This is a genomic window from Pseudomonas sp. nanlin1 (assembly GCF_045571515.1).
Taxonomy (GTDB): Bacteria; Pseudomonadota; Gammaproteobacteria; order Pseudomonadales; family Pseudomonadaceae; genus Aquipseudomonas.
In genome coordinates, this window is sequence record NZ_CP124218.1 from 149,903 (window position 1) to 176,871 (window position 26,969).

A 26,969-nucleotide genomic window follows, 5' to 3' on the forward strand; every position below is an offset into this window, starting at 1 on the left:
GCGTGTTACCTGGTTCGTCCACAACGGGCCGGAATGGCCCCCGTTTTAAGAGACCGGCGATTCTAGTGAAAGCAAGCTCCCAGGTCAATTTCCAACCAGCTTTTCCTTTGATTCATTTACTCGACGGTTAGCTAGCAGACAAAGGCTCTCTGCGAGGTGGCCTAGGGCGAAGATCATCAGCCGATAGATATAAGAATAAAGAAGGGACTTATTTTAAAGCTTTTTTATAGTGCTTATAGATCTTATGCAGGCCTCTATCTGTGGATAACCCCTTCCAGGCCAAGCAGCATGAGGTTTACGGCGTTTCAAAAGGTTGTCCGCAAGCGGTGATGCACCTGTGTGAAGGGCTAGGAGAAGCTGTGCATGAAACAGCATGTTATCCACAGGGCCGTTATGCACAGGTTTTAGGTCCTACTTGCCCCAAGGCCTTAGGGGCGGTTATCCACAGTGCTTATATTCCTGAGAATGCCTGCCGATTTCGCCATAACCACCTGATTTTCAATCCCTACATCGCTACCTACATGTGGATAAGTAACGGGTACGCCGGTACAATGGCCGCTTGTTTTGGCCTCACCGGCTACCAACTCAGGGGATGTCCGTGTCAGTGGAACTTTGGCAGCAGTGCGTAGAGCTTTTGCGCGATGAACTGCCTGCCCAGCAATTCAACACCTGGATCCGCCCGTTACAGGTCGAAGCCGAAGGCGACGAGTTGCGCGTGTACGCGCCTAACCGGTTCGTGCTGGATTGGGTCAACGAAAAGTACCTCAGTCGTCTGCTTGAACTGCTCGGTGAGCACGGAAACGGCTTAGCGCCGGCTTTGTCCTTATTGATAGGCAGCCGTCGCAGTTCGGCAGCCCGCGCCGCGCCCAATGCACCCCTTGCTGCCGCCGCGGCAGCTTCGCAGGTGCCTGTGGTTGCGCCTGCTGCTCCGGCCCCCGAACCGGCGACCCCCGCAGCCCCCGCTTCGACGGCGCCCAAGGCGGAGGTTCATCAAGAGCCATCGCGTGACAGCTTCGACCCTATGGCCGGCGCGGCATCCCAACAAGCCCCAGTACGTGCTGAACAGCGTTCGGTGCAGGTAGAAGGTGGGCTCAAACACACCAGTTACCTGAACCGCACTTTTACCTTTGAAAATTTTGTCGAGGGTAAATCCAACCAGTTGGCCCGTGCGGCGGCATGGCAGGTGGCAGACAACCCCAAGCATGGCTACAACCCATTGTTCCTTTACGGCGGTGTTGGCTTGGGTAAGACTCACTTGATGCACGCTGTGGGTAACCACCTGCTCAAGAAGAATCCGAACGCCAAGGTCGTGTATCTGCATTCCGAGCGTTTCGTGGCAGACATGGTCAAAGCGCTTCAGCTCAATGCTATTAACGAATTCAAGCGTTTCTACCGTTCGGTGGATGCGTTGCTCATCGACGATATTCAATTTTTCGCCCGAAAAGAACGTTCTCAAGAAGAGTTCTTCCACACCTTCAACGCCTTACTGGAAGGTGGTCAGCAGGTTATTTTGACCAGTGACCGCTACCCGAAAGAGATCGAGGGCTTGGAAGAGCGTCTCAAATCCCGCTTCGGTTGGGGGCTAACGGTCGCAGTGGAGCCTCCGGAGCTGGAAACGCGGGTGGCGATTCTTATGAAAAAGGCCGACCAGGCCAAGGTCGACCTGCCCCATGACGCGGCCTTTTTTATTGCCCAACGCATTCGCTCCAACGTTCGTGAGCTTGAAGGTGCACTCAAGCGGGTTATCGCCCACTCTCACTTCATGGGGCGGGATATCACCATTGAGCTCATCCGTGAATCATTGAAGGACTTGCTCGCGCTGCAGGACAAGCTGGTCAGTGTGGATAACATCCAGCGCACTGTGGCTGAGTACTACAAGATCAAAATATCCGATCTGTTGTCCAAGCGACGCTCCCGTTCGGTTGCTCGGCCTCGACAAGTGGCGATGGCGCTGTCCAAGGAATTGACCAACCACAGCTTGCCCGAAATCGGTGATGTGTTCGGCGGGCGCGATCACACCACTGTTTTGCACGCTTGCAGGAAGATCAACGAACTGAAGGAATCCGATGCGGACATCCGCGAGGACTACAAGAACCTGCTGCGTACTTTGACCACCTGATGACGTCAGCACAGCTTATTAAGGCAAGGGACTAGACCATGCATTTCACCATTCAACGCGAAGCCTTGTTGAAACCCCTGCAACTGGTCGCAGGCGTCGTCGAGCGCCGTCAGACCTTGCCGGTGCTTTCAAATGTGCTCTTGGTCGTCGGGAGCCAACAGCTTTCACTGACTGGCACCGACTTGGAAGTAGAACTCGTTGGCCGAGTTCAGCTCGAAGAGCCGGCAGAGGCTGGCGAGATTACCGTCCCTGCGCGTAAGCTCATGGACATCTGCAAGAGCCTGCCTAACGATGCCATGATCGATATCAGAGTCGATGAGGAGAAGTTGATCGTAAAGGCAGGTAGAAGCCGGTTCAGTTTGTCGACTCTGCCAGCGAACGATTTCCCCTCTGTTGAAGAAGGTCCAGGGTCTTTGACTTGTAGCTTGGCACAGAGCAAATTACGTCGCTTGATCGAGCGCACTAGCTTTGCCATGGCCCAGCAGGATGTTCGTTACTACCTCAATGGCATGTTGCTTGAAGTTTCCCCTGGCGTGATCCGCGCAGTGGCGACCGATGGACACCGTTTGGCAATGTGTTCTATGCAGGTCGATATCGGCCAGGCTGACCGTCACCAAGTCATTGTTCCACGCAAGGGCATCCTCGAACTGGCCCGGTTGCTCAACGAGCCAGACGGTCAAGTCAGCATCGTTCTAGGCCAACACCACATTCGTGCCACCACCAGCGAGTTCACCTTTACCTCTAAGTTGGTAGACGGCAAATTTCCCGACTACGAGCGCGTGCTGCCCAAAGGCGGCGATAAGCTGGTATTGGGTGATCGTCAGGCTTTGCGCGAGGCGTTCAGCCGTACCGCTATTTTGTCCAACGAAAAGTATCGCGGCATTCGTTTACAGTTGGCGGATGGGCAGCTCAAAATCCAGGCTAACAACCCTGAGCAAGAAGAAGCCGAAGAAGAAGTGGCTGTCGATTACAACGGCGGTGCGCTGGAGATCGGGTTCAACGTTAGCTACCTGCTCGATGTGTTGGGCGTCATGACCACTGAGCAGGTGCGTCTGATTCTGTCGGACTCCAACAGCAGCGCGTTGGTACAGGAGTCGGACAACGACGACTCTGCCTACGTCGTCATGCCGATGCGTCTGTAAATCAACCAGCAGAGCGTCGATGTCCCTTAGCCGTATATCGGTCACCGCGGTGCGTAATTTGCAGCCGGTGACCCTCTCCCCCTCCCCCCGTATCAACATCCTCTACGGCGCCAACGGCAGCGGTAAAACTAGCGTGCTTGAAGCCGTTCATCTACTCGGCCTCGCACGTTCTTTTCGCAGTGCCCGGCTAACGCCTGTTATCCAGTATGAACAGCAAGCGTGCACGGTGTTTGGCCAAGTGGAGTTGACGCAGGGTGGGCATAGCAGTCTTGGCGTGTCACGCGAACGCCAGGGCGACTTTACCATCCGCATAGATGGGCAAAATGCGAAGAGTGCGGCTCAGCTTGCTCAAATTCTGCCGTTGCAGCTCATCAACCCAGATAGCTTCAGATTACTCGAAGGCGCACCGAAGATCAGACGGCAGTTTCTGGACTGGGGAGTGTTCCACGTGGAACCTCGCTTTCTTGCAGCTTGGCAGCGCCTGCAGAAGGCCCTCAAGCAGCGTAACTCTTGGTTGCGGCATGGTACACTTGACGCCGCTTCGCAAGCAGCCTGGGACCGGGAACTATGCCTGGCCAGCGCGGAAATTGATGAATACCGTCGTACTTATATCAAGGCCCTGAAGCCGGTTTTCGAGCAGACCCTTGCCGAGCTGCTGACACTTGAGGGCCTGACCCTGAGTTACTATCGCGGTTGGGATAAAGACCGTGAACTGGCCGAGGTGCTCGCTACTTCCGTGCAGCGAGATCAGCAAATGGGGCATACCCAAGCTGGGCCTCAGCGTGCCGACCTGCGTTTGAGGCTCGCCTCGCATAACGCGGCGGACATATTGTCCCGCGGCCAGCAAAAGCTGGTTGTATGTGCACTGCGGATTGCTCAAGGGCACCTCGTCAGCCAGGCGCGCAGGGGGCAGTGTATTTATCTTGTGGATGATCTGCCGTCAGAGCTCGACGAGCATCACCGCCATGCGCTTTGTCGCTTGTTAGAAGAATTAGGCTGCCAAGTGTTTATCACTTGTGTGGATCACGAATTATTGAGGGGAAGCTGGCAGACGGAAACGCCAGTCGCCTTGTTCCACGTGGAACAAGGCTGTATCACCCAGACCCACGATCATCGGGAGTGAAGGCATGAGCGAAAATCAAACGTACGATTCCTCCAGCATTAAAGTGCTGAAGGGTTTAGATGCCGTACGTAAACGTCCCGGCATGTACATTGGCGACACCGATGACGGCAGCGGTCTGCACCACATGGTCTTTGAGGTGGTCGACAACTCCATCGACGAAGCCTTGGCCGGTCATTGCGACGACATCACCATTACCATTCACCCAGATGAATCCATTTCCGTTACCGATAACGGCCGTGGCATCCCGGTTGATGTGCACAAAGAAGAAGGCGTTTCTGCGGCAGAAGTCATCATGACCGTGCTGCACGCAGGCGGTAAATTCGATGACAACTCCTACAAGGTATCCGGTGGGTTGCACGGTGTAGGCGTATCGGTAGTGAACGCGCTGTCTGAATCTCTGCTACTCACCGTTCGCCGTAGCGGCAAGCTGTGGGAGCAACACTACGTTCACGGCGTTCCACAAGAACCGATGAAAATCGTTGGTGACAGTGAAACCACCGGCACCAAGATTCATTTCAAACCGTCTGCCGACACCTTCAAAAATATTCATTTCAGCTGGGATATTCTGGCGAAGCGGATTCGTGAGTTGTCGTTCCTCAACTCAGGCGTGGGCATCCTCTTGCGCGATGAGCGCAGCGGTAAAGAGGAGCTGTTCAAATACGAAGGTGGCCTGCGGGCATTCGTTGAATATCTGAACACCAACAAGACAGCCGTGAACCAGGTCTTCCACTTCAATATTCAGCGTGACGACGGCATTGGCGTTGAGATCGCATTGCAGTGGAACGATAGCTTCAACGAAAACCTGCTGTGCTTCACCAACAACATTCCGCAGCGCGATGGCGGTACGCACTTGGTGGGCTTCCGCTCGGCCCTGACGCGTAACCTGAACAACTATATCGAGCAGGAAGGCCTGGCCAAGAAACACAAGGTCGCGACAACGGGTGACGATGCTCGTGAAGGTTTGACGGCAATCATCTCGGTCAAGGTACCGGACCCCAAGTTCAGCTCCCAAACCAAAGACAAGTTGGTTTCCTCGGAAGTCAAAACCGCGGTAGAGCAAGAGATGGGCAAGTACTTCTCTGACTTCTTGCTAGAGAACCCCAACGAAGCCAAAGCCGTTGTAGGCAAAATGATCGATGCTGCTCGCGCCCGCGAAGCGGCTCGTAAAGCCCGAGAAATGACTCGGCGCAAAGGCGCTTTGGACATTGCCGGCCTGCCCGGTAAATTGGCCGACTGCCAAGAAAAGGACCCTGCCCTTTCCGAACTTTATCTGGTCGAGGGTGACTCAGCCGGCGGTTCTGCCAAGCAGGGTCGCAACCGTAAGACCCAAGCTATCTTGCCGTTGAAGGGCAAAATCTTGAACGTCGAAAAGGCTCGTTTCGACAAGATGATTTCGTCTCAAGAAGTTGGCACGCTGATCACTGCTTTGGGCTGCGGGATTGGTCGCGACGAATACAACATCGACAAACTGCGTTATCACAACATCATCATCATGACCGATGCTGACGTTGACGGCTCGCACATCCGTACCCTGCTGCTGACCTTCTTCTTCCGGCAATTGCCTGAATTGATCGAGCGCGGTTATATCTACATCGCTCAACCACCGCTCTACAAAGTCAAAAAAGGTAAGCAGGAGCAATACATCAAAGACGACGAGGCCATGGAGGAATACATGACCCAGTCGGCCCTTGAAGATGCCAGCTTGCACTTGAACGAGTCGGCGCCCGGAATTTCCGGCGAGGCCCTCGAGCGCTTGGTCAACGACTTCCGCATGGTCATGAAAACCCTCAAGCGCTTGTCGCGCCTGTACCCACAGGAACTGACCGAGCACTTCGTGTATTTGCCGGCCGTTTCTCTGGAAGAGCTGTCGGACCACGAAGGCATGCAAGCCTGGTTGGCCAAGTTCGATGCACGCCTACGCACCACTGAGAAGTCTGGGCTGGTCTATAAGGCTAGCCTGCGCGAAGATCGCGAACGTGGTGTGTGGCTGCCTGAGGTGGAGATCACGTCCCACGGCTTGGCTAACTACATCACCTTCAACCGCGACTTCTTCGGCAGCAACGACTACAAGACGGTCACCGCACTGGGCGCCCAACTGGCGACGTTGCTGGATGAAGGCGCCTATGTACAACGTGGCGAGCGCAAAAAGCCTGTCGTGGAGTTCAAGGCAGCGCTGGAATGGTTGATGGCAGAGAGCACCAAGCGCCATACCATTCAGCGTTACAAAGGCCTGGGCGAAATGAACCCGGACCAGCTGTGGGAAACCACCATGGACCCCACTGTACGCCGGATGCTCAAGGTAACCATCGAGGACGCGATCGGCGCCGATCAGATCTTCAACACCCTGATGGGCGATGCGGTCGAGCCACGTCGTGACTTTATCGAGAGTAACGCACTGGCGGTTTCCAACCTGGATTTCTAATCCACGGTGATGCTGACCTAAACAGAACCCCAGCCGCCGCGCTGGGGTTTTGCTATCAAATACCGAACTATTCAGCGCATTCCAGCCCGCCTGGTTCTTGGCGTACCTAGCACTGAACGATAACTTCACCCGCCAATATCTGACGAATGAGAATAATTCCGCTACTCTAGCCGCACTTTTCTCAGGCACCTGGTCGAACCCTGTTCGCTCAAGCAGCTCTCTCAAACGTTACGGACCTCTTTCGATGCGCTCACTCAAACACCTCGCCGCCGGTGTTAGCCTGCTTCTTGCGGGCCAGACGCTTGCCCACGCCACCACTTACCCAGTGACTGTGACCGATGTTGCGAATCGGCAAGTTGAAATCGCCCACGAGCCCAAGCGGATTGTGTTGCAGGATGGGCGTGATCTCTTCACCTTGGCGCTGTTGGACCGTGAGGATCCTTTCCAGCGGATCGTGGCGTGGAACAACATCATCAAGCGTTCGGACGCCAATACCTGGAATGTGTTTGCCAATCGTTGGCCGCAAAGTGCCAATAAGGCCACCGACATGCAGTTCGGCGATGAAGGTGATCTGAACCTGGAAGCGGTCGTGGCCGCGCGGCCTGACTTGTTGGTCTTCCAGACCCGTGCCAGGGCTTCGTTGGAGAATGCCGGTGTGGCGAAGAAGTTGGCCGCCCTGAATATCCCGGTGGTGTTTGTCGACAGCGACCTCGACCCTGTGGTCAACAGCCAAAAAACCGTAGCGCTGCTGGGCAAGGTGCTGAACCGCGAGAACGAAGCCAAAGCCTACCTGGATTTTTACCAGAACCGCTTGGCCAAGATTGACGGCATTACCCAACAGCACAGCAAAAAGCCGGTGGTTTTCGTTGAGGCCAAAGCCGGTCAAGGTGGGCCTTCGGCGTGCTGCTTTACCCACGGTGATGTGTATTGGGGCAAGTTGGTGCAGGCGGCCGGGGGGGTGAACTTGGGTTCGCAGCTGGTACCGGGAGCCACTGGTGAAGTGACATTGGAGACCCTGCTGGGTAAGCAGCCAGACGTGTACGTCATGACCGGGACGCAGTTCTCGGGCAACACCTCGGTGGCGCCACCGTTTGGCTTCGGCGAACGGGTCCAGCGCAGTGCGGTGGACCGCGCGCTGAGCCTGCTGCAGAAGCGTCCAGGTTTCGCTCAGTTGCAAGCCAGCCAGAATGGCCGCGTGTATGGTATTTATCACCAGTTCTATGCCAGCTCCTGGAATATTCTGGCACTTGAATACCTCAGCCAGTCGTTTTATCCAGACGCCGCACACCAGTTGGACACTACCGCCAGCTTGAATACGCTGTTTGGCCTCACAGGGCTCAAAGCAGTGCCCGCAGTGCTCTACGCCCCCGCCCCCGCCAATCAATGAATGACGTAACCATGACCCGCGAATCTGCACTCCCGCCGAGTGCCTATCAAACCCGTTATGCGCAAACCGTGTGGCGCCGCAGCGCATTGCTGGTTGGTCTGCTGGTGATCGCCGGAGGCGCTTTTGTCGCTGACTTGATCGTCGGCTCCGGTACGTTAACGTTTGCACAGGCCGTCAACGGTTTGCTGCAGCCCGACAGTGTCGACGCCAGCACCCGAGTCATCCTATGGGAACTGCGCATGCCCATGACCTTGATGGCGGTGCTCGCCGGCACCTGCCTCGCGCTGGCCGGTTTGATGATGCAGACGGTGCTGGATAACCCACTGGCGGAGCCCTTCACCTTAGGCATTTCCTCGGCAGCAGGTTTTGGCGCATCCCTGGCCCTGGCTTTCAACTTTTCTTTGGGGCAGAGCTTGCCGGGTTTTGGTGGCGATCTATTGGTCACCGCCAATGCTTTCCTTTTCTCGTTGCTGACGGTCGGCATCATCCTGCTGTTGACCCGCGGGCATGTGGGTTTACAAGCCATCACCCTGCTCGGCATCGCCGTGCATTTTGTTTTCAGCTCGCTGTTGGGGCTGGTGCAGTACGTGGCCAGCGTCGACCAACTGCAGAGCATCGTATTCTGGCTAATGGGTTCGTTGATGCACGCCACCTGGAACAAGGTGGCACTGTGTGCGGTGATCGCAGTCATTGCGCTACCCGTGGTGCTGGTCCAAGCGTGGGCGCTTACCGCGTTGCGCAGCTTCGGCGAACAAGCGGTAGTGTTTGGCGTACCGGTACGCAGGCTGCGGACGATCATGTTGATGTTGGCTGCGCTGCTGGCCGGGGCCGTAACCTCCGTAGTGGGCATCATCGGCTTCGTCGGCTTGGTTGCACCCCACGTGGCGCGGTTGCTGGTGGGTGAAGATCAGCGGTTCACCATTGGTGTGACGGTGGCGTGCGGGATCATCTTCGTCACCTTGGCGTCACTGGCTAGCAAACTCATCGTACCGGGCGCCGTGTTACCCATCGGCATGGTGACTTCACTGATCGGCTTGCCGTTTTTCATCATCCTTATTCTTCGCGACAAAAGGCTGACTTCACGATGAGCTTCGCCACTGCTGATTACCGCGTAACCCTCGGTGGCAAGCCGATCCTCAAGGGCTTGGCTGTCGAAGCCACGCAGGGCCGTACCCTAGCGTTGCTGGGCGCCAACGGCGCGGGTAAATCGACCTTTATGAAAGGCTTGTGCGGCCTGACTAAAGCACAGGGTTCGGCGACCATCGATGGCATCGATCTGCTGAGTGCCACGCCAGTAGTGCGTGCGCAGCTTATTGGCTATGTCGCGCAAGACCTGGCTCACCTTGATGTGCGCCTCAGCACCTATGAGCTGCTGCTACTGGCGCAACAGGGCAGTTCACGGGGCTGGGCGACCGGTAAAGATGCGCAGCGTAAAGCCAGTGAGATGCTTGAGTTGCTCGGGCTGCAACGTTTTGCCGAGCGTCAGCCAGGCGAATTGTCTGGCGGCGAGCGGCAGATGATATCGCTGGCCCTCGCCCTGGTGCGCAGCCCTCGCCTGCTGTTGCTCGATGAGCCCACATCGGCGCTGGACCTGGCCAACCAGCTGCAAATTCTGGAAGCCGTGAGCACCTACACTCGGCAGCAGAACATCGTGACCCTGGCCATCTTTCATGACATGAACCTGGCCAGCCGCTACGCTGACGACACCTTGATGTTGCACCACGGCCATGTCCACTGCAGTGGGCCCACGCGCACCACCTTGACCCCAGAAAACCTGGCCCAGGTCTATGGGGTGGACTGTCGTGCGCTCAGTGTTGATGAGGGCACTTACACCGCGATCTATCCGGTGTCGGTGTTGGAGTCGATGCGCGGTCAGGCCATCACTACGGCATGATTGCAGGGTTTTTCTTGATGTGGCCGCCTTGAACGTTTCTTAGGCGTTCTACCAGGAAATCCCTGAAGGCGGCCACGGCGGGCGGTAAATTGCGCCCAGCCATACTTTGCAATTCGACTCGGCGCGCGTGCATGTCGGTATCAACAATGGGGAGCGCACACAGTTCCTTGTGCGCCACCCGATCGTGCAGGGTCAACTCGCCCGACAGGCTGATCCCTCCTTCATCCATGACGAAGCGGTACAGCGTGCCGAAGTAATTGCTGGTCAATACCGGGTCAAAGTACAACCCCTGAGTGGCACAGCAAATGTCGAAGAGTTGGCGCAAAGTGGTGTCCGGCATCGGCAGTGCTATGGGGTATTCCTGAAGTTGCGCCAGCGACACCGAGGTGCAATGGGCCAAGGGATGCTGGTTGGAAACGATGGCCTGGATGACGCCGGTGATCGCGTATTCGACTTTAATTTCCCGTTCCGGGCTCAAGCTATAAGTCAGGGCTAAGTCGACATCGCCGTTGCGGGTTTTGGCCGATGCCATGATCGGTGGGAAGACTTCAAGGGTGAAGTGAATGCCGTCGTATTCACGGCGGAAGTCGGCAATGGCTTTCGGCAGAAACTCCATGGCGAACCCTTCGGAGCAACCGATCCGCACGAGCCCGCGCTGCAGGCCATGCAGCTCTTTGATTTCGGAGATCACCTGTTGGGCTTCGAGTTCAGACTTGCGAGCGTAGGCCGCGAGGCGTGTTCCGGCCTCACTCAAATGCATGCCACGGGCACGGCGCTCGAACAAAATGCTGTCCACATCACGTTCCAGCTTAGCGATCTGCCGGCTGACCGCGGACGCGGCGACGTTCAAGCGCTCCGACGCCTCGCTGATGGAACCGCAACGCGCGACCTCGAGGAAATAGCGCATGGCGGTGGATTGAACGCCGTAAAGTTGCATCGCTGCTCCCAGGTTTGCCTTTTTGGCAATGAGACATTCGAAAGAAGGTGCTTGTGGCATTGATACGCTTTGCCTAGGATCTTGTCGAGAGCCTATAAAAAGATCGGTCACCTTCTTCTACGCATTTGCGCCCCCTGCCCTTTGATCCAAAATCACTCGCCACGGAGACGACGGCATGGGTATCAAAGGTTTCGCTCACAGTGCCTTACTGTTGGGCATGCTCCTCTCGGCTTCAGCCTTCGCTAACAAAGCCAACGATACGCTGGTCTTTGCTTCAGACAGCGAACCGGAAAACATCAGCCCCTATCACAACGACCTACGCGAAGGCGTGGTGCTGGCGCGCTTGGCCTGGGACAACCTGGTGTACCGCGACCCCGACAGCGGCCAATACAAGCCCATGTTAGCTACCGCCTGGAAACAGGTGGACGACACCACGCTGGAGTTCGATATTCGTCAGGGCGTTAAATTTCATGATGGCTCGCCCCTGACCGCCGATGACGTGGTGTTCACTTTGAACCTGGTGGTGTCGCCTGAGGCCAAGGTGGTGACCGTACAGAACGTCGACTGGATTGCCAGTGCCGAAAAGATCGGTGATTTCAAAGTCCGCCTGCACATGAAAAAGCCCTTCCCGCCCGCCCTGGAATACCTATCCAACGCCGTGCCTATCTACCCCAAAGCCTACTTCGAAAAAGTCGGCCTGGCCGGCTACAGCAAAAAGCCTATTGGCACCGGCCCTTATAAGGTGACTTCGGTCGTCGCTGGCCAGGGCGTGACCCTGGAGAAAAACGATGACTATTTCAAGGACAGCCCCCAAGGCATGCCACACATCCGGCATGTGCAATTCAAGGTAATTGCCGACGCGGAGACCCGTACCGCCGAGTTGATGACCGGCGGGGTCGACTGGATTTGGCGGGTGGCCCCGGACCAGGCTGAGCAACTCAAGCAGATGCCCAACCTGACGGTGGTCAGCGGCGGCACCATGCGTATTGGGTTTTTGATTCTCGATGCCCGAGGGACATCCTCGGAAAACTCGCCGATGAAGAACCTCAAGGTTCGGCAAGCGATTAACCACGCCATTAACCGTGAAGGGCTGGCTTCGCAACTGGTGGGGGGTGAAAGCAAGCCTCTACAGGTGGCCTGCTACCCGGCGCAATTCGGTTGCGATGAAAGCGCCGCGACGGTTTACAACTATGACCCGGCCAAAGCCAAAGCGCTGCTCAAAGAAGCCGGCTATGCCAACGGGTTCGAGACCGAGATCTTCGCCTACCGAGACCGCGACTATGTCGAAGCGATCATTGGCAACCTGCGTGCCGTCGGTATCAACGCCAAGCTTCGCTACCTCAAATACGCCGCCCTACGTGACCAGCAGCGTGGCGGCCATGTGCCTATCTCGTTCCAGGCCTGGGGCTCGTTCTCGATTCTCGACACATCGGCCTCCGCAGGCACTTGGTTCAAAGGCAACCCGGACGACAACATCAAGGACCCCGAGGTGCAAGGCTGGCTGAAAACCGCCGACAACGCCCTGGACCCGGAAGTACGTAAGGAAAACTACCGCAAAGCCTTGCGGCGCATCAGTGAGCAAGCCTATTGGGCTCCCCTGTTCAACTACTCGTTGAACTACGCCTACAACCACGAACTGCAGTTCAAGCCGTATCAGGATGAATTGCCTCGTTTCGTATTGTCACGCTGGAACTGATGAGCATGCTACGCCGGGCCTGACGACCTGGCGTGGCTCTGCCACGCGCCAAAGGTATACGCCATGTTTGGATTTCTCCTACGCAGACTAGGTATCGCTGTATGCGTTGCCATTACCGTCTCGATCATCAGTTTCTCGCTGCTGCATCTGTCCGGCGATCTGGCGACAGCCATCGGCGGGCCGGAAGCCAGCAGCGAACAGATTGAGCAGATTCGCGTGCAATACGGTTTGGACAAACCGCTACCGACTCAATACCTGAGTTGGCTCGGGGACGTTGCGCGGCTGGACCTAGGCGACTCATTCTTTTTTCAGGAATCGGTCTACGACCTGATCGCCTCTCGGCTGTCGATCACCTTGAGTCTGGGCGCGTTGGCCTTGAGCATCGCGCTATTGGTGGCGATCCCCTTGGGCGTGTTGGCAGCGGTGAAGCGTGACACGTGGGTCGACCGGCTAGCCCTGAGCATTGCGGTGCTGGGCCAAGCCATGCCGAGTTTCTGGTTTGCCTTGATGCTGATTGTGGTGTTTGCGGTAACCCTGAAATGGCTGCCGGTGTCTGGAAACGCCACCTGGTCGCATTTCGTTATGCCGGCCATCGCGCTGGGTTATTACGCAACCCCAGCGATCATGCGCCTGACCCGCGCCGGCATGCTCGATGTGCTCGCTTCCGACTATATCCGTACCGCCCGGGCCAAAGGGTTACGGCCAGGGCGCGTGTTGTTCAAGCACGCCCTGCGTAATGCGTTGATTCCCGTGGTGGCGCTGGCCGCCGTTGAGTTCGGTTTTATGCTCGGCGGCTCGGTGGTGATCGAAACGGTGTTTTCCCTGCAAGGGGTAGGTCAACTGGCCTGGGATGCTATTGCCCGCGATGATTTTCCAGTGGTCCAGGCGGTGGTCCTGCTGATCGCCCTGATCTACATCGTCCTCACGTTGCTGGCCGACCTGCTCAACGCAGTGCTCGACCCGCGCATCCGTGTGCGCTAGGAGGCCTCCCCCATGAGTACCCCAATTACTTTGACGGTCAACGACTACCTGCCGCCGCCGACCGGCGTCGGTCGCTTGCTGCGCAAGTGCCTGGGCCACCGTGGCTTCGCCATCGGCGCCGGGTTATTGCTGCTGATCGTTCTCGGTGCCCTGTTCGCACCGCTGCTGGCCCCCCATGACCCTTATGCCCAAGACGTCATGCAACGCATGAAACCCCCGGTCTGGATGGCCAAAGGCAGTTGGGACAACCCGTTGGGCACCGACAAGCTGGGCCGCGATTATCTGTCGCGTTTGTTGTTCGGCGCACGTATCTCGTTGTTCATCGGCCTGGCGGCGGCCGTCATCTCCGGGCTGATCGGTACGGTCATGGGATTATTGGCGGGTTATTTCGGCGGCAAGGTGGATGCGTTGATCAGCTATCTGATCACCACCCGCCTGGCGATGCCGGTGGTGATGGTGGCCTTGGCATCGGCGTCGCTGATGGGCGGTTCGCTTAAAGTAGTGATCGTCCTGTTGGGCTGCCTGCTGTGGGACCGTTTTGCGGTGGTGGTGCGTGCGGCGGTGCAGCAGATTCGCGATGCCGAGTATGTGGCGGCGGCGCAGGCGCTGGGTTGCTCGACCTTGCGGATTCTGGCTAGCGAGATCCTGCCCAATTTGCTCGGCGCCCTCATCGTGGTCGCCACGTTGGAGATGGCCCATGCCATTTTGCTGGAGTCGGCGTTGTCATTCCTCGGTGTGGGGGTGCAGCCGCCAATACCCTCGTGGGGCCTGATGATCGCCGAAGGTAAACCCTACATGTTCTTCTCACCCTGGGTGATTGCGATCCCGGGGGTAGCCCTGATGTTACTGGTGCTGGCAATCAACCTGCTGGGCGACGGTATTCGCGACTTGGTCCTGCCCGACGGGCGCAACTAGGAGGCTTGAACCATGGCGCTTTTGCATGTGGAAAACCTGCGTATCGATATTCCTTTAGAACACGGCACCCTACACGCCGTGCGCGGTTTGGACTTTCAAGTCGAACGCGGTGAAATGCTGTGCATCGTCGGTGAATCCGGCTGTGGCAAATCCCTCACCTCCCTGGCCTTGATGGATCTGCTACCGCGCAAAGCCCAGCGTACGGCGACCCGCCTGACGCTAGATGGCATCGACCTGTTGACGCAAACCGAACAGCGTATGTGTGACCTGCGTGGCAACCGCTTGGCGATGATCTTCCAAGAGCCAATGACTTCCCTTAACCCGGCCTACAGCATTGGCGACCAACTGGCTGAGGTGCTGCGCCAACATCGCAAAGTCTCCCGTCGTGAAGCCTGGCAAAAGGCTGGAGAAATGCTTGAGAAGGTAGGCATCAGCAATCCTGTCGAGCGCTTACGCCAGTACCCTCACCAACTCTCGGGTGGTCTGCGTCAACGGGTGGTGATTGCTATGGCACTCATGTGCGAGCCCGACCTGATCATTGCCGACGAACCCACCACCGCACTCGACGTGACCATTCAGGCGCAGATCCTGCGGCTGCTGCGTGACATTCAAAAGGCTACCGGCACGGCCGTCATCTTTATCACCCACGACCTGGGCCTGGTGGCCCGCATTGCCGACCGGGTAGCGGTCATGTATGCCGGCGAAATCGTCGAAGCCGCGCCCGCGCGGGCGCTGTTTGAACACCCGCAGCATCCTTATACCCAAGGGTTGTTGGCGAGTATCCCAATCCCGGGGCGTACTCGCCCCGGCCAGCCATTGGGATCGATCCCAGGGCTGGTGCCGAGCCTGGTGGGTGAGCAAACCGGCTGTGCCTTTCGTAACCGCTGCAGCCAGGCTGTCGATGCGTGCGCGGCGCCGGTGCCGGAGCAATCGGTGGCAGGGCATCGCGTGCGCTGTATCAATGCCCACTTGGCTGAGCAGGCACCCATGCGGGTTAATGGAGGTGGCCGATGAGCCGCGATATTGCGTTGGAGTTGTGTGACATTCGCCGTGAATTCACCATCAGCCGGGGTATGTTCAAAGCGCCCGCCACGCTGAAGGCGGTCGACGGGGTTTCGCTGCGTTTGATGCGCGGTGAAACCCTGGGCCTGGTCGGTGAGTCGGGTTGTGGCAAAAGTACCTTGGCGAAAATGCTGCTGGGCTTGCTGCCCCCCACCAGTGGTGATGTGCTGGTCAATGGCAAGCACTTGACCGCAGCCGATCGGCGCCTGATGTCCCGGCATATCCAGCCGATCTTCCAGGACCCCTACTCCTCCCTGAACCCGCGCAAGACCCTGCGCCAGATCGTAACCTTGCCGTTGATCGTGCATCGGTTGGGCACGGCCAAGGAACAGCGCCAGCAGGTAGAACGCATGTTCGACATCGTCGGCCTGCCCAAGCGAGTTATCGACAGCTATCCAGGCCAGTTGTCGGGTGGCCAGCGCCAGCGCGTGGCGATCGCTCGTGCGTTGATCATGCGCCCCGATGTCTTGATCTGTGACGAGCCCACCTCGGCGCTGGACGTATCGGTGCAGGCGCAAATTCTCAACCTGCTGCTGGAACTCAAACAAGAGTTTGGCCTGACCTACCTGCTGATCAGCCATAACTTGGCGGTCATCGAGCATTTGGCTGACCGGGTAGCCGTGATGTACCTGGGGCGGATCGTTGAACAGCGCAGTCGCGAGGCGCTATTCGCGCAACCTGGGCACCCCTACACCCGCGCCTTGCTCGACTCGGTGTTAACACCGGACGCCAGCTTGGGGATTCCTGATATCGGCCTCAGCGGTACGTTCCCCAACCCGATTTCGCCGCCCAGTGGTTGCGCGTTCCACCCCCGTTGCCCGAAAGCCTTCGCCCCGTGTGCCAGCTTAAGCCCCGCCAGTAGCCCAATCGCTGGCGGCCGCGTCGCGTGCCATTTAAATGCAGCGCCTACCCAACCTTTGGAGTTAATCGCCTCATGAGTCGCAATCAGGCCATCGATCATGCCGCTGAACATTTCGACAGCGGGCGCTTTCTCGAACGACTAAACCGCAGCGTGGGCCACCCCACTGAAAGCCAAAACCCAGAGCGCCTGGGCGAGTTGTATCGCTACCTGGAAAGCTTCATCAAGCCCTATGTCGAAGGCATGGGTTTTACCGTCACCATCCACGACAACCCGGTGGCGGGCCGTGGCCCCTTGATGATTGCCACGCGCATGGAAAACTCAGCACTACCGACGGTCCTGAGTTACGGTCACGGCGACGTGGTGCGCGGTTACGACGCGCAGTGGCGTGAGGGCTTGGCGCCGTGGCAGGTCGTGGTCGAAGGGGATCGTTGGTATGGCCGCGGTACTGCAGATAACAAAGGCCAGCACCTGATCAACCTGGCGGCACTGGAACAAGTGATCAAGGTGCGCGACGGTACGCTGGGCTTCAACGTCAAACTGTTATTGGAGATGGGCGAAGAAGACGGGTCGCCAGGCTTGAGCCAGTTCTGCGCTGAACACCCGCAAGAGCTGGCCGCCGATGTGTTTATCGCCTCAGACGGCCCGCGCTTGTCGGCTGCAAGGCCCACGTTATTTCTAGGTTCGCGCGGTGTGTTCAACTTTGAACTGAGTGTCACCTGCCGCGAGGGGGCTCACCACTCGGGGAACTGGGGCGGGCTGCTGGCCAACCCGGGCATCATTCTGGCTAATGCCTTGGCGTCGTTGGTCGACCAAAAAGGCCAGGTCAAAGTCGCGGCGTTGAAGCCCAAGGCTATTCCTGCAGCGGTCAAAGCGGCCTTGGCGGACATCGAAGTGGGCTCGGGCCCTGGTGACCCGGCGATCGACCCGAACTGGGGCGAGCCGGGGCTCAGTGGCAGTGAAAAAGTATTTGGCTGGAATACCCTAGATGTTCTGACCTTTAAAACCGGCAATCCAGAAGCGCCGGTGCATGCGATCCCCGGCCGCGCTTGGGCGCTGTGCCACATCCGCTTCACGGTGGACAGCGACTACCAAACCTTTATTCCGGCGATCCGTGCGCACCTCGATGCCCATGGCTTTGACCAGGTGCAGGTGCAAGGCACCAAGATGGACGTTATGCATGCAACGCGGCTAGACCCCAACAGCCCCTGGGTGCGTTGGGCGTCCGATTCCCTGGCCCGTACTACCGCCAAGCAACCCGCCTTGCTGCCTAACCTGGGAGGCTCTTTGCCCAACGATGTGTTCGCAGAAGTGCTGGGCTTGCCCACCGTATGGATCCCGCATTCATACCCGGCGTGCTCCCAACATGCGCCGAACGAACACCTGCTCGCCCCTGTGGTGCGGGAAAGCCTGCAAATTATGGCGGGCATTTTCTGGGACCTTGGTGAGGACGGTCCGCGCCTGGTCAAGGAGTGTGCCTAATGGACGCCGCCCTGCATTGGCTGGCGGAGCAAGGCGAGGCGATGCAAGCGCTGTTGGCGACGTTGGTCAATATCGATTCCAATAGCTACGACAAATCCGGCGTGGATGCCGTGGGCGCTGCTTTGCTGGAGGAGCTGTCAACCGACGGTATCCAAGTGGTGCGTACCCCGGTCGAAGGGTTCGGCGACCTGCTGTTGGCCGAGCTCCCCGGTGGCCCCGGCAAACCGGTGCTCCTGATGGGGCATCGCGATACAGTGTTTCCTCAAGGCACCGTGCAAGCCCGTGGTTACCGCCGCGAAGGTGACCTGGCTTTTGGGCCTGGTGTGGCGGATATGAAAGGGGGGCTGGTACTCGACTGCTTTGCCCTCAAGGCGTTGCGGCGTGCCGGGCCACTGCCCTTCCCGGTCCAGGTGCTTTATACCGGTGACGAAGAAATCGGCTCTGCCAGCGCCCGCTCAACCATCGAACGGGTCGCCTCGCAGGCGCGCGCGGTACTCAACACTGAACCGGGGCGAGCCAGTGGCAATGTGGTTAGCGCGCGTAAAGGGGGGGCTTCGCTCACCATCGAAGTCACTGGGCGTGCCGCTCATTCCGGGGTCAACCATGCCGACGGCGCCAGCGCGATCGAGGCTCTGGCGCGCAAAGTCGTCAAGCTCCACGGCCTGACTGACTATGCACGGGGCATCACCACTAATGTGGGGCTGATCTCTGGGGGAACATCGAGTAATACCGTCGCGCCTTTCGCCTCGGCCAAGCTGGACATTCGCTTCGTAGAGCTGGCGCATTGGCAAGGTATCCGCGAGCAGGTGGAGGCCATCGTCGCCGAGCCCGAGCTGCCAGGCACCCAGGCCAAGGTCGTCGAAGGCACGACGTTCCTGCCCATGGAAGCGCAGCACAGTGCAAGCCTGCTGGCGCTTTATCAGAAAGAGGCCCTGGCATTGGGCTTCGCGGTTGAAGGCGAGTTTACCGGTGGTTGCGCCGATTCAGGTTTCACCGCCAGCCTGGGCATACCCACGCTATGTGGCTTGGGCCCGGTAGGCGGCAAAGTGCACACAGACCGCGAGTACCTGGAGCTCAACACCTTGGTACCGCGAGCCCAGGCGTTGGTGGGCACGATCCTGCGTCTGGCCGAGCAAGCCTGATGGCCGCTGGCCCCGCCCGGCTTTCGCCAGCCGGGGCCAGGTGGTTATCAGCCGTTGCGGAACAGATAGCTATAAGCGTTCAGCGCGGGCACGCCACCCAAGTGGGCATACAGCACTTTCGAGCCTTCAGGAAACTCACCGTTACGGACCATATCGATCATGCCTTGCATCGACTTACCTTCGTAAACGGGATCGGTGAGAACGCCTTCCAGGCTTGCGCAGAGGCGAATCGCTTCCAGCGTACCTTCGCTGGGGAGGCCGTATTCAGGGCCGCCATAGCGGGTGTCGAGGACCACGTCGTCTGCGGTGATCGGGCGGCCCAGGTCGACCAGCTCAGCGGTGTGGCGGGCAATGCGCAGCACTTGCTCGCGGGTCTTCTCGGGTTTGGCCGAAGCGTCGATACCGATGACCCGCTGGGAGCGACCGTCGGCCGCGAAGCCCACGATCATCCCGGCCTGGGTACTGCCGGTCACAGAGCACACTACGATGTAGTCAAATTTGAAGCCCAGCTCCTGCTCCTGTTGGCGAACTTCTTCGGCAAAGCCGACAAAACCCAGGCCCCCGTAAGGGTGTTCGGAACAGCCGGCGGGGATGGGAAACGGGTTGCCGCCACTCTCGCGGACATCGGCCATGGCCTTCTCCCAGCTGGGGCGAATACCAATATCGAACCCAGCCGCATCCAGACGCACATCGGCACCCATGATGCGCGACATCTCGATGTTGCCCACCCGGTCATACACGGCGTCCGAGTAGTTCACCCAGTTTTCCTGTACCAGGACGCACTTCATACCCAGGTGAGCGGCTACGGCGGCCACTTGGCGAGTTTGGTTGGACTGGATACCACCGATGGACACCAAGGTATCGCAGCCCTGCTCCAAGGCATCAGGGATGAGGTACTCGAGCTTACGCGTCTTGTTACCGCCAAATGCCAGGCCGCTATTGCAGTCCTCGCGCTTGGCATACAGATCTACCTTGCCACCCAAATGCTCGCTTAGGCGTTTCAAGGGCGTAATGGGCGACGGGCCAAACGTCAGGGGGTAGCGCTTGAATTTTTCGAGATTCATGGGGGAGGCTCCTGATGGGTTGGAGGGTCGGCGGGCATGCAATGCATCGCCCCGATGGATAAATAGCTTAGGAGAAAGGGCTAAATATCGGGTTGCAAAGAGTTGCTTAATTTTGGCGATTAATTAACTAATAAAGCGCTTTGCCTAATTTGTGGAATGCGAGGGCCTGCATGAAAGCAACAAATGAACGTGTGCGAAGCAAAGATGGCCGTGCCAGCGTTGCTGAGCTTGATCGAATCGACAGGGCTATTCTCAAGGCTCTGCAGGCTGACGCTTCGGTGTCCAACTTGGCGCTATCAGAGAAAGTGAAGTTAAGCGCACCGGCTTGCTTACGCCGGGTAGAACGTCTCAAGGCGGCCGGCCTGATCCGTGGGATTGTCGCCCTGCTCGACCCGCAGGCGCTGGACATCGGCATGGTGGTGATCATCGGCGTTGTGCTGGACCGTTCCACGCCGGAGTCTTTCACCCATTTCGAAGTCGCCGCGCAGAAGGTCTCTGGTTGCATGGAGCTGCACGTGGTCACGGGGGAGTTCGACTACTTTATGATGATCCGTACGCGCGATAGCCACAGTTTTAACCGCCTGCACGCGGAACAATTGTTATACCTGCCAGGCGTCCGCCAGATCCGTTCTTTCATGGGTTTGAAACAGGTCATGTCGACCACCGTTTTGCCGATCTGACGCTAAGTTTGCAGAAAGAGTCGGCGGGTGCGCGTCGTCGGCTATGTGGGTGCCGCTCCCCGACATCCGCCCTTTATTAGCCGCGCGATAATCGAGTATCGATCACCGGCTCGTCGAGGTAAGCATGACTGATAGCGCGCAACAGCAGGTTGCCCCTGCTACCCTGAAAAAAGTGATCTGTGCTGCCGCTGTTGGCAATTTTGTCGAATGGTTCGACTTCGCCGTGTACGGTTTTTTGGCCACCACCATCGCCCAGCAATTCTTCCCCAGTGGTGATGCCAGTGCGGCCCTGCTCAAAACCTTCGCAGTGTTTGCCGTAGCCTTCGCGTTTCGACCGTTGGGCGGTATCGTTTTCGGCATGCTGGGGGACCGCATTGGCCGTAAGCGAGTGTTGGCCATGACTATTCTGCTAATGGCCGGGGCGACCACCTTGATTGGCCTGTTGCCTACCTACGCCGCCATTGGCGTCGCCGCCCCGCTGCTTCTAACCCTCATCCGCTGTGCGCAAGGCTTCTCTGCCGGCGGTGAATATGCCGGTGCTTGCGCCTATGTGATGGAGCATGCGCCGCGTACTCAACGCGCTTGGTATGGCAGCTTTGTCCCGGTGTCTACCTTCGCCGCGTTCGCCAGTGCGGCGGTCATCGCGTTTTGCCTGGAAAGCGCCCTATCGGCAGAAGCGATGGGCAGCTGGGGCTGGCGCGTGCCTTTCTTGATTGCCGCACCGCTGGGTATCGTAGGGCTCTACTTACGCTGGCGCCTGGATGAGACCCCGGCGTTCCAAGCGGTCACCGCAGAGCATAGTGCGGAGCACTCACCGTTGCGCGAAACCCTCAGAGTTCAAGGCCGAAGCATGTTGATGCTGGGAGCTTTTGTGTCTTTGACGGCTTTGTCGTTTTATATGTTCACCACCTACTTTGCCACTTACCTGCAGGTAGCCGGGGGGCTGAGCCGGGCATCGGCGTTGCTGATTTCCGTTTTGGCGTTAATCTTCGCCGCAGCTATCTGCCCACTGGCGGGAGCCTTTTCTGACAAAGTGGGCCGGCGCACGACCATGGCGACGGCCGCCATCGGCCTTGCCGTGGTGGTCTATCCGGCTTTTCTGCTAGCGAGTTCCGGTGTATTTATCGCAGCCATGGTGGGTGTCACGCTGCTGGCCACCGGCGCGGTGCTATGTGGTGTGGTGACTGCTGCGCTGCTGTCTGAGGTGTTCCCTACCCGGACGCGGTATACCGCGTCGGCCATCACCTACAACATGGCGTATACCCTATTTGGCGGGACTGCCCCGCTCATCGCAACGTGGTTGATCACTCAAACGGGTAGCAGCTTATCCCCCGCCTTTTATTTGATAGCGGTCGCCCTATTGGCGCTGATAGGAGGGCTTTGCTTGCCGGAAACCGCACAGGTCTCGCTCCATGGTGATCCCCACCCTGGAAATCATACTGATAGCACCGCGGCCATGCCCGGCTAAAACGCAGATGTTCCACGTGGAACGCGCTAAAAATGGCGAATAAAAAAATCGGCAATAGATGCCGATTTTTTTATACCGCGAAAAAACTTATGCACTTTTTTGATAACGTTGAAGCCATTGAAAATAAGCAGCAAAAACAATGAGTTGCAGATGCAATTTCAGGCTTTCGAAAAAGGTTGTACACAAGTTATCCACAGAATCAGATGACGGTCTCCGTCACCACCTCAGGTTGTGCGGGCAGTGAGCCCAAGCTTCGCTGCGCTTGCTCGTTCCACGCCTGCACTTGGTCGTTCAATTGGGCGATGGCACGCGGTGCGTTGCTTTGGGCATACATCGGTTCGCCAATGATCACCTGAATAGTGCCCGCGCGCTTACCCCACCCTTCTTTGGGCCAATACTTGCCAGCATTGTGAGCGATGGGCAGCACGGGCAGTTCGGCATTCGCGGCCAATGCACTGCCACTGCGGGTGAATTTGCCAATCTTGCCAAAGGGGACGCGGGTGCCTTCGGGGAAAATCAGCACCCAAACGCCGTCCTTGAGCAACTTGTCACCCTTGCTGGCGATTTCTTTGAGCGCTGCTTTGGGGTTGTCACGGTCAATGGAGATCGGGCGTAGCATGGCCATGGCCCACCCAAAAAAAGGTACGTACAGCAGTTCCTTTTTCAGCACTTGGCTCATGGGCTGAAAGTAAGCCGAAAGGAAGAACGTCTCCCAGGTGCTTTGGTGGTTAGACACGATGACGCAAGGGGTTTGTGGGATGTTCTCGGCGCCGATGACCTCTACCTTAATGTTCAGGATGACCCGCGTCAGCCACATTGCACAACGGCACCAATAGACATTGATAAAGCGATAGCGCGCCCGAAAGGACAAGAACGGTGCGATGAAAAAGCTCAGGGTGCACCACAGCAATGAGCTGGTACCCAGCAGCAGGTAAAAAAGAAATACTCTGATCGCCTGCAAGATCGACATAGCGGCAGTTACCGTTGCGGGAAGCCCCGCTCTCTTTGAAGCTTCCAACGTGGAAGCCTAGTGGTGAATAAGTGACTGGGCGACGGACGCCAAGTCCTCGAAAATCAGTGTGCCCGCGGGCAATGGCTTGCCCAGGGTATTGATGCCTTTCCCGGTTTTAACCAGCACCGGCTGAGCGCCCGTGGCTTGAGCTGCCTGTAAATCGCCCAGGCTGTCGCCGACGAACCACACGCCGTCCAGATGGGTAGCGTAATGCGCGGCTATGGTCTCGAGCATCCCTGGACGGGGTTTGCGGCAGGCGCAACCCTCGGCTGGACCATGGGGGCAGTAGACGATCAACCCCACCTCACCCCCCTGTGCCACCACCAGATCGCGTAAGCGCTGGTGCATGGCGTCCAGGGTGGCCAGGCTGTAATAACCGCGGGCAATGCCGGACTGGTTAGTCGCTACGGCGACTGTCCAGCCGGCTTTGCTGAGGTCGGCAATCGCCGTGATGGACCCAGGAATAGGTACCCACTCCTCCACCGACTTGATGTAGGCGTCGGAGTCCTGGTTGATCACCCCATCGCGGTCCAGTATCAGCAGCTTCAAGGCTTACCCCAGCATCGAGATATCGGCAACGCCCAGGAACAACCCACGCAAGCGTGCCAACAAGGCGTACCGGTTGGCGCGTACGTTGGCGTCTTCGGCATTCACCATGACGGCCTCGAAGAACGCATCGACGGGTTCGCGCAGCGCAGCCAGGCGAGCGAGGGCCTCGTGATAACGGCGCTCTGCCGCCATCGGTACCACCGCGTGGTCGGCCTGCTGGATCGCTGAATACAACGAGAACTCGTTGGCATTATCGAAATACTTGGGTTCGACGGTCGGTGCGATAGCACCTTCGGCCTTGCTCAAGAGGTTCGACACCCTTTTGTTCACGGCGGCCAGGGCAGCGGCCTGCGGCAGTTTGCGGAAGGCTTGAACCGCTTGTACGCGCTGGTCGAAGTCCAATGCAGAACCTGGCTTCAGGGCACGTACCGAGAGGTAAGCGCCGACATCGATGCCTTCGTCTTCATAGCGCGAGCGCAGGCGGTCGAAGATAAAATCCAACACTTGGTCGGCCAAGCCTGGGGCTTTGACCTTCGAGCCAAAGGCATTCACGGTGAAAGCGACGGCCTGGTTCAGGTCCAGGTCCAGCTGCTTCTCGATGAGAATGCGCAGGATACCCAAGGCTGCACGACGCAAGGCATAGGGGTCTTTGCTACCGGTCGGAAGCATGCCGATGCCGAAGATACCCACCAGGGTGTCGAGCTTGTCGGCAATCGCCACGGCGGCGCCGGTCAAGGTGGTCGGCAGTTCTGCGCCCGCACCGCGAGGCATGTACTGCTCGTTGAGGGCCAGCGCTACGTCGTCGGCTTCATCGTCGTTCTGGGCATAGTAGTAACCGGCAACACCCTGCATTTCCGGGAATTCGCCGACCATCTCAGTGGCCAGGTCGCATTTGGACAATAAGCCCGCCCGCGCGGCACGTTGAGCATCACCACCGATCAGCGGCGCGATATAGGCCGCGAGTTTCGAGACGCGCACGGCTTTGTCGTAAACGCTGCCCAGTTGCGCTTGAAACACGACGTTTTCCAGGCGCTGGTTGAAGCTTTCCAACGGCTGCTTTTTGTCCTGCTTGAAGAAGAACTCAGCATCGGTCAGGCGTGGACGCACGACTTTCTCGTTGCCCTGAACGATCTGGGCGGGGTCTTTGCTTTCAATGTTGGCGACCGTGATAAAGCGTGGCAGCAGCTTGCCATCGGCGTCCAGCAGGCAGAAATACTTCTGGTTGTCCTGCATGGTGATGATCAAGGCTTCCTGGGGAACGTCGAGGAAGCGCTCCTCGAACGAACAGACCAGCGGCACCGGCCATTCGACCAGGGCTGTCACTTCATCGAGCAGGCTCGGCGGCACGATGGCGCTGCCTTCTTGCTGCAGGGCCAATTCGGCGGTGCGTTTGGCGATCAGCTCGCGGCGCTCGCTGGCATCGGCCAGCACATAAGCTTTGCGCAGGTCTTCGACGTAGTTGGCTGGCGAAGTGATACGCACGCTTTGCGGGTGGTGGAAGCGGTGCCCGCGGGACTCGCGGCCGGCGGTCTGGGCCAGGATCGTGCAATCGATGACCTGATCACCCAGCAGCATCACCAGCCATTGCGTCGGCCGCACAAACTCTTCCTTGCGCGCGCCCCAGCGCATGCGCTTGGGGATGGGCAGGTCGTTCAGCGAATCTTCAACGATGGTCGGCAGCAAGCTGGCCGTCGGCTTGCCTTTGATGTTTTGGCTAAAGCGCAGCTTGGGGCCCGACTGGTCGATTTCGCTTAAATCGACCCCGCATTTTTTGGCAAAGCCCAGGGCCGCTTGGGTCGGCTTGCCTTCAGCGTCGAACGCTGCCTGCAGTGGCGGGCCATCCAGGTTGATGCTGCGATCAGGCTGCTGGGTATCCAGCGCGCTGATCAATACCGCCAGGCGCCGGGGCGCGGCGAACACGCGCTTGGCGCTGAAGTTCAGGCCAGCGCCTTGCAGGCCCTTTTCGATGCCGCCGAGAAAGGCTTCGGCCAGGGTATTGAGGGCCTTGGGTGGCAGTTCTTCGGTGCCCAGTTCGACCAGGAAATCTTGAGCACTCATTGCGCAGCCTCCAGCTTAGCCAACACTTCATCTCGCAGTTGTGGGGTTGCCAGGGGGAAGCCCAGCTTGGCACGGGCCAGCAGGTAGGCCTGGGCCACGGCACGGGCAAGGGTGCGTACGCGCAAAATGTATTGCTGACGGGCGGTCACCGAAATGGCGCGGCGCGCGTCGAGCAGGTTGAAGGTGTGCGAGGCCTTCAAGACCATTTCGTAGCTGGGCAGTGGCAGTGGCTGTTCCAATTCCAGCAGGCGCTTGGCTTCGCTCTCGTAGAAGTCGAACAATTCGAACAGCTTCTCGACGTTGGCGTGTTCGAAGTTGTAGGTCGATTGCTCCACTTCGTTCTGGTGGAACACATCGCCGTAGGTCACCTTGCCGAACGGGCCATCGGCCCACACCAGGTCGTACACCGAGTCGACGCCCTGCAGGTACATGGCCAGGCGCTCCAGGCCGTAGGTGATCTCGCCGGTCACCGGGTAGCACTCAATGCCACCGGCTTGCTGGAAGTAGGTGAACTGCGTGACTTCCATGCCGTTGAGCCAGACTTCCCAGCCCAGGCCCCATGCCCCCAGGGTAGGCGACTCCCAGTTGTCTTCGACGAAACGAACGTCGTGCACCAACGGGTCGAGGCCGATGTGCTTGAGCGAGCCTAAGTAGAGCTCCTGGAAGTTGTCCGGGTTGGGCTTGAGCACCACCTGGAACTGGTAGTAATGCTGCAGACGGTTGGGGTTTTCGCCATAGCGGCCATCGGTAGGACGGCGGCTGGGCTGCACGTAGGCGGCGTTCCAGGTCTCTGGGCCGACGGCGCGCAGGAAAGTTGCGGTGTGGAATGTGCCGGCGCCTACTTCCATATCGTAGGGCTGAAGCACCACACAACCTTGCTCGGCCCAGTACTGCTGGAGGGCGAGAATCAAGTCTTGGAAGGTACGCACGGCTGGCGTAGGCTGGCTCACGAAATTCACCTGTTTCTAGGGCTGCAA

The 26,969-nt window shown here is 58.4% G+C and carries 22 protein-coding genes; 16 read left to right on the plus strand and 6 right to left on the minus strand.

Annotation, left to right across the window (positions count from 1 at the left end):
* The first annotated feature begins 598 nt into the window (after positions 1-598).
* From dnaA to QCL65_RS00775, 7 genes are all read left to right on the plus strand, one after another.
* Positions 599-2,119, plus strand: a complete 1,521-nt coding sequence (gene dnaA, locus QCL65_RS00745) for a chromosomal replication initiator protein DnaA (protein WP_407313913.1) — start codon at positions 599-601, stop codon at positions 2,117-2,119.
* Positions 2,120-2,157: 38 nt separating this feature from the next.
* Positions 2,158-3,261 (plus strand): DNA polymerase III subunit beta, encoded by a 1,104-nt coding sequence (dnaN, locus tag QCL65_RS00750; RefSeq protein ID WP_407313915.1) that lies wholly within the window; start codon positions 2,158-2,160, stop codon positions 3,259-3,261.
* A gap of 19 nt (positions 3,262-3,280) precedes the next feature.
* Positions 3,281-4,384 carry a DNA replication/repair protein RecF gene (recF, locus tag QCL65_RS00755; RefSeq protein WP_407313917.1) on the plus strand — a complete coding sequence of 368 codons (1,104 nt, stop codon included), beginning with the start codon at positions 3,281-3,283 and terminating at the stop codon, positions 4,382-4,384.
* A 4-nt stretch (positions 4,385-4,388) separates the two neighbouring features.
* The gene (gene gyrB, locus QCL65_RS00760; protein WP_407313920.1) at positions 4,389-6,806 is read left to right on the plus strand and encodes a DNA topoisomerase (ATP-hydrolyzing) subunit B; all 2,418 of its coding nucleotides are present in this window, start codon (positions 4,389-4,391) and stop codon (positions 6,804-6,806) included.
* A 244-nt stretch (positions 6,807-7,050) separates the two neighbouring features.
* Positions 7,051-8,193 carry an ABC transporter substrate-binding protein gene (locus QCL65_RS00765; protein WP_407313922.1) on the plus strand — a complete coding sequence of 381 codons (1,143 nt, stop codon included), beginning with the start codon at positions 7,051-7,053 and terminating at the stop codon, positions 8,191-8,193.
* 11 nt (positions 8,194-8,204) lie between these two features.
* Positions 8,205-9,281 carry a FecCD family ABC transporter permease gene (locus QCL65_RS00770; RefSeq protein WP_407313924.1) on the plus strand — a complete coding sequence of 359 codons (1,077 nt, stop codon included), beginning with the start codon at positions 8,205-8,207 and terminating at the stop codon, positions 9,279-9,281.
* The gene (locus QCL65_RS00775) at positions 9,278-10,087 is read left to right on the plus strand and encodes an ABC transporter ATP-binding protein (protein WP_407313926.1); all 810 of its coding nucleotides are present in this window, start codon (positions 9,278-9,280) and stop codon (positions 10,085-10,087) included. Before QCL65_RS00770 ends, QCL65_RS00775 begins: the two co-directional genes overlap by 4 nt.
* Here the strand turns inward: QCL65_RS00775 and QCL65_RS00780 are convergent.
* The gene (locus QCL65_RS00780; RefSeq protein WP_407313928.1) at positions 10,077-11,024 is read right to left on the minus strand and encodes a LysR family transcriptional regulator; all 948 of its coding nucleotides are present in this window, start codon (positions 11,022-11,024) and stop codon (positions 10,077-10,079) included. The genes QCL65_RS00775 and QCL65_RS00780 overlap by 11 nt on opposite strands.
* A gap of 175 nt (positions 11,025-11,199) precedes the next feature.
* Here QCL65_RS00780 and QCL65_RS00785 point away from each other — a divergent pair, with 175 nt between their 5' ends.
* From QCL65_RS00785 to QCL65_RS00815, 7 genes are all read left to right on the plus strand, one after another.
* Positions 11,200-12,720: an ABC transporter substrate-binding protein gene (locus QCL65_RS00785; RefSeq protein WP_407313930.1), complete on the plus strand. Its 1,521-nt coding sequence runs from the start codon at positions 11,200-11,202 to the stop codon at positions 12,718-12,720.
* Positions 12,721-12,783: 63 nt separating this feature from the next.
* Positions 12,784-13,701, plus strand: coding sequence for an ABC transporter permease (locus QCL65_RS00790; protein WP_407313932.1), 918 nt, complete (start codon positions 12,784-12,786; stop codon positions 13,699-13,701).
* Between the two features lie 12 nt (positions 13,702-13,713).
* A complete protein-coding gene (locus QCL65_RS00795; protein WP_407313934.1) occupies positions 13,714-14,616 on the plus strand; it encodes an ABC transporter permease in 903 nt (300 codons plus the stop codon).
* Positions 14,617-14,628: 12 nt separating this feature from the next.
* Positions 14,629-15,630 (plus strand): ABC transporter ATP-binding protein, encoded by a 1,002-nt coding sequence (locus tag QCL65_RS00800; RefSeq protein WP_407313936.1) that lies wholly within the window; start codon positions 14,629-14,631, stop codon positions 15,628-15,630.
* Positions 15,627-16,616, plus strand: a complete 990-nt coding sequence (locus tag QCL65_RS00805) for an ABC transporter ATP-binding protein (protein WP_407313938.1) — start codon at positions 15,627-15,629, stop codon at positions 16,614-16,616. Before QCL65_RS00800 ends, QCL65_RS00805 begins: the two co-directional genes overlap by 4 nt.
* Complete coding sequence (locus QCL65_RS00810) at positions 16,613-18,019, plus strand: M20 family metallopeptidase (protein ID WP_407313940.1); 1,407 nt, start codon at positions 16,613-16,615, stop codon at positions 18,017-18,019. The genes QCL65_RS00805 and QCL65_RS00810 overlap by 4 nt, the downstream gene beginning before the upstream one ends.
* Complete coding sequence (locus tag QCL65_RS00815) at positions 18,019-19,161, plus strand: M20 family metallopeptidase (RefSeq protein WP_407313942.1); 1,143 nt, start codon at positions 18,019-18,021, stop codon at positions 19,159-19,161. Before QCL65_RS00810 ends, QCL65_RS00815 begins: the two co-directional genes overlap by 1 nt.
* 47 nt (positions 19,162-19,208) lie before the next feature.
* Here QCL65_RS00815 and QCL65_RS00820 read toward each other — a convergent pair whose 3' ends face one another.
* The gene (locus QCL65_RS00820; RefSeq protein WP_407313944.1) at positions 19,209-20,225 is read right to left on the minus strand and encodes a 1-aminocyclopropane-1-carboxylate deaminase; all 1,017 of its coding nucleotides are present in this window, start codon (positions 20,223-20,225) and stop codon (positions 19,209-19,211) included.
* Positions 20,226-20,395: 170 nt separating this feature from the next.
* Between QCL65_RS00820 and QCL65_RS00825 the strand changes: the two genes are divergently transcribed.
* Positions 20,396-20,905, plus strand: coding sequence for an Lrp/AsnC family transcriptional regulator (locus QCL65_RS00825; RefSeq protein WP_407313947.1), 510 nt, complete (start codon positions 20,396-20,398; stop codon positions 20,903-20,905).
* A 124-nt stretch (positions 20,906-21,029) separates the two neighbouring features.
* The gene (locus tag QCL65_RS00830) at positions 21,030-22,373 is read left to right on the plus strand and encodes an MFS transporter (RefSeq protein ID WP_407313949.1); all 1,344 of its coding nucleotides are present in this window, start codon (positions 21,030-21,032) and stop codon (positions 22,371-22,373) included.
* A gap of 199 nt (positions 22,374-22,572) precedes the next feature.
* Here the strand turns inward: QCL65_RS00830 and QCL65_RS00835 are convergent, their stop codons facing one another.
* The 4 genes from QCL65_RS00835 to glyQ are packed head-to-tail and all read right to left on the minus strand — an operon-like array spanning position 22,573 to position 26,942.
* The gene (locus QCL65_RS00835) at positions 22,573-23,343 is read right to left on the minus strand and encodes a lysophospholipid acyltransferase family protein (protein ID WP_407313951.1); all 771 of its coding nucleotides are present in this window, start codon (positions 23,341-23,343) and stop codon (positions 22,573-22,575) included.
* A 57-nt stretch (positions 23,344-23,400) separates the two neighbouring features.
* Entirely contained in the window at positions 23,401-23,934 is a 534-nt protein-coding gene (gene gmhB / locus QCL65_RS00840; RefSeq protein WP_407313953.1) for a D-glycero-beta-D-manno-heptose 1,7-bisphosphate 7-phosphatase, read from the minus strand.
* A gap of 3 nt (positions 23,935-23,937) precedes the next feature.
* Positions 23,938-25,992, minus strand: a complete 2,055-nt coding sequence (gene glyS, locus QCL65_RS00845) for a glycine--tRNA ligase subunit beta (protein WP_407313955.1) — start codon at positions 25,990-25,992, stop codon at positions 23,938-23,940.
* Positions 25,989-26,942 (minus strand): glycine--tRNA ligase subunit alpha, encoded by a 954-nt coding sequence (gene glyQ, locus QCL65_RS00850; RefSeq protein WP_407313957.1) that lies wholly within the window; start codon positions 26,940-26,942, stop codon positions 25,989-25,991. The genes glyS and glyQ overlap by 4 nt, the downstream gene beginning before the upstream one ends.
* Positions 26,943-26,969: the final 27 nt, after the last annotated feature.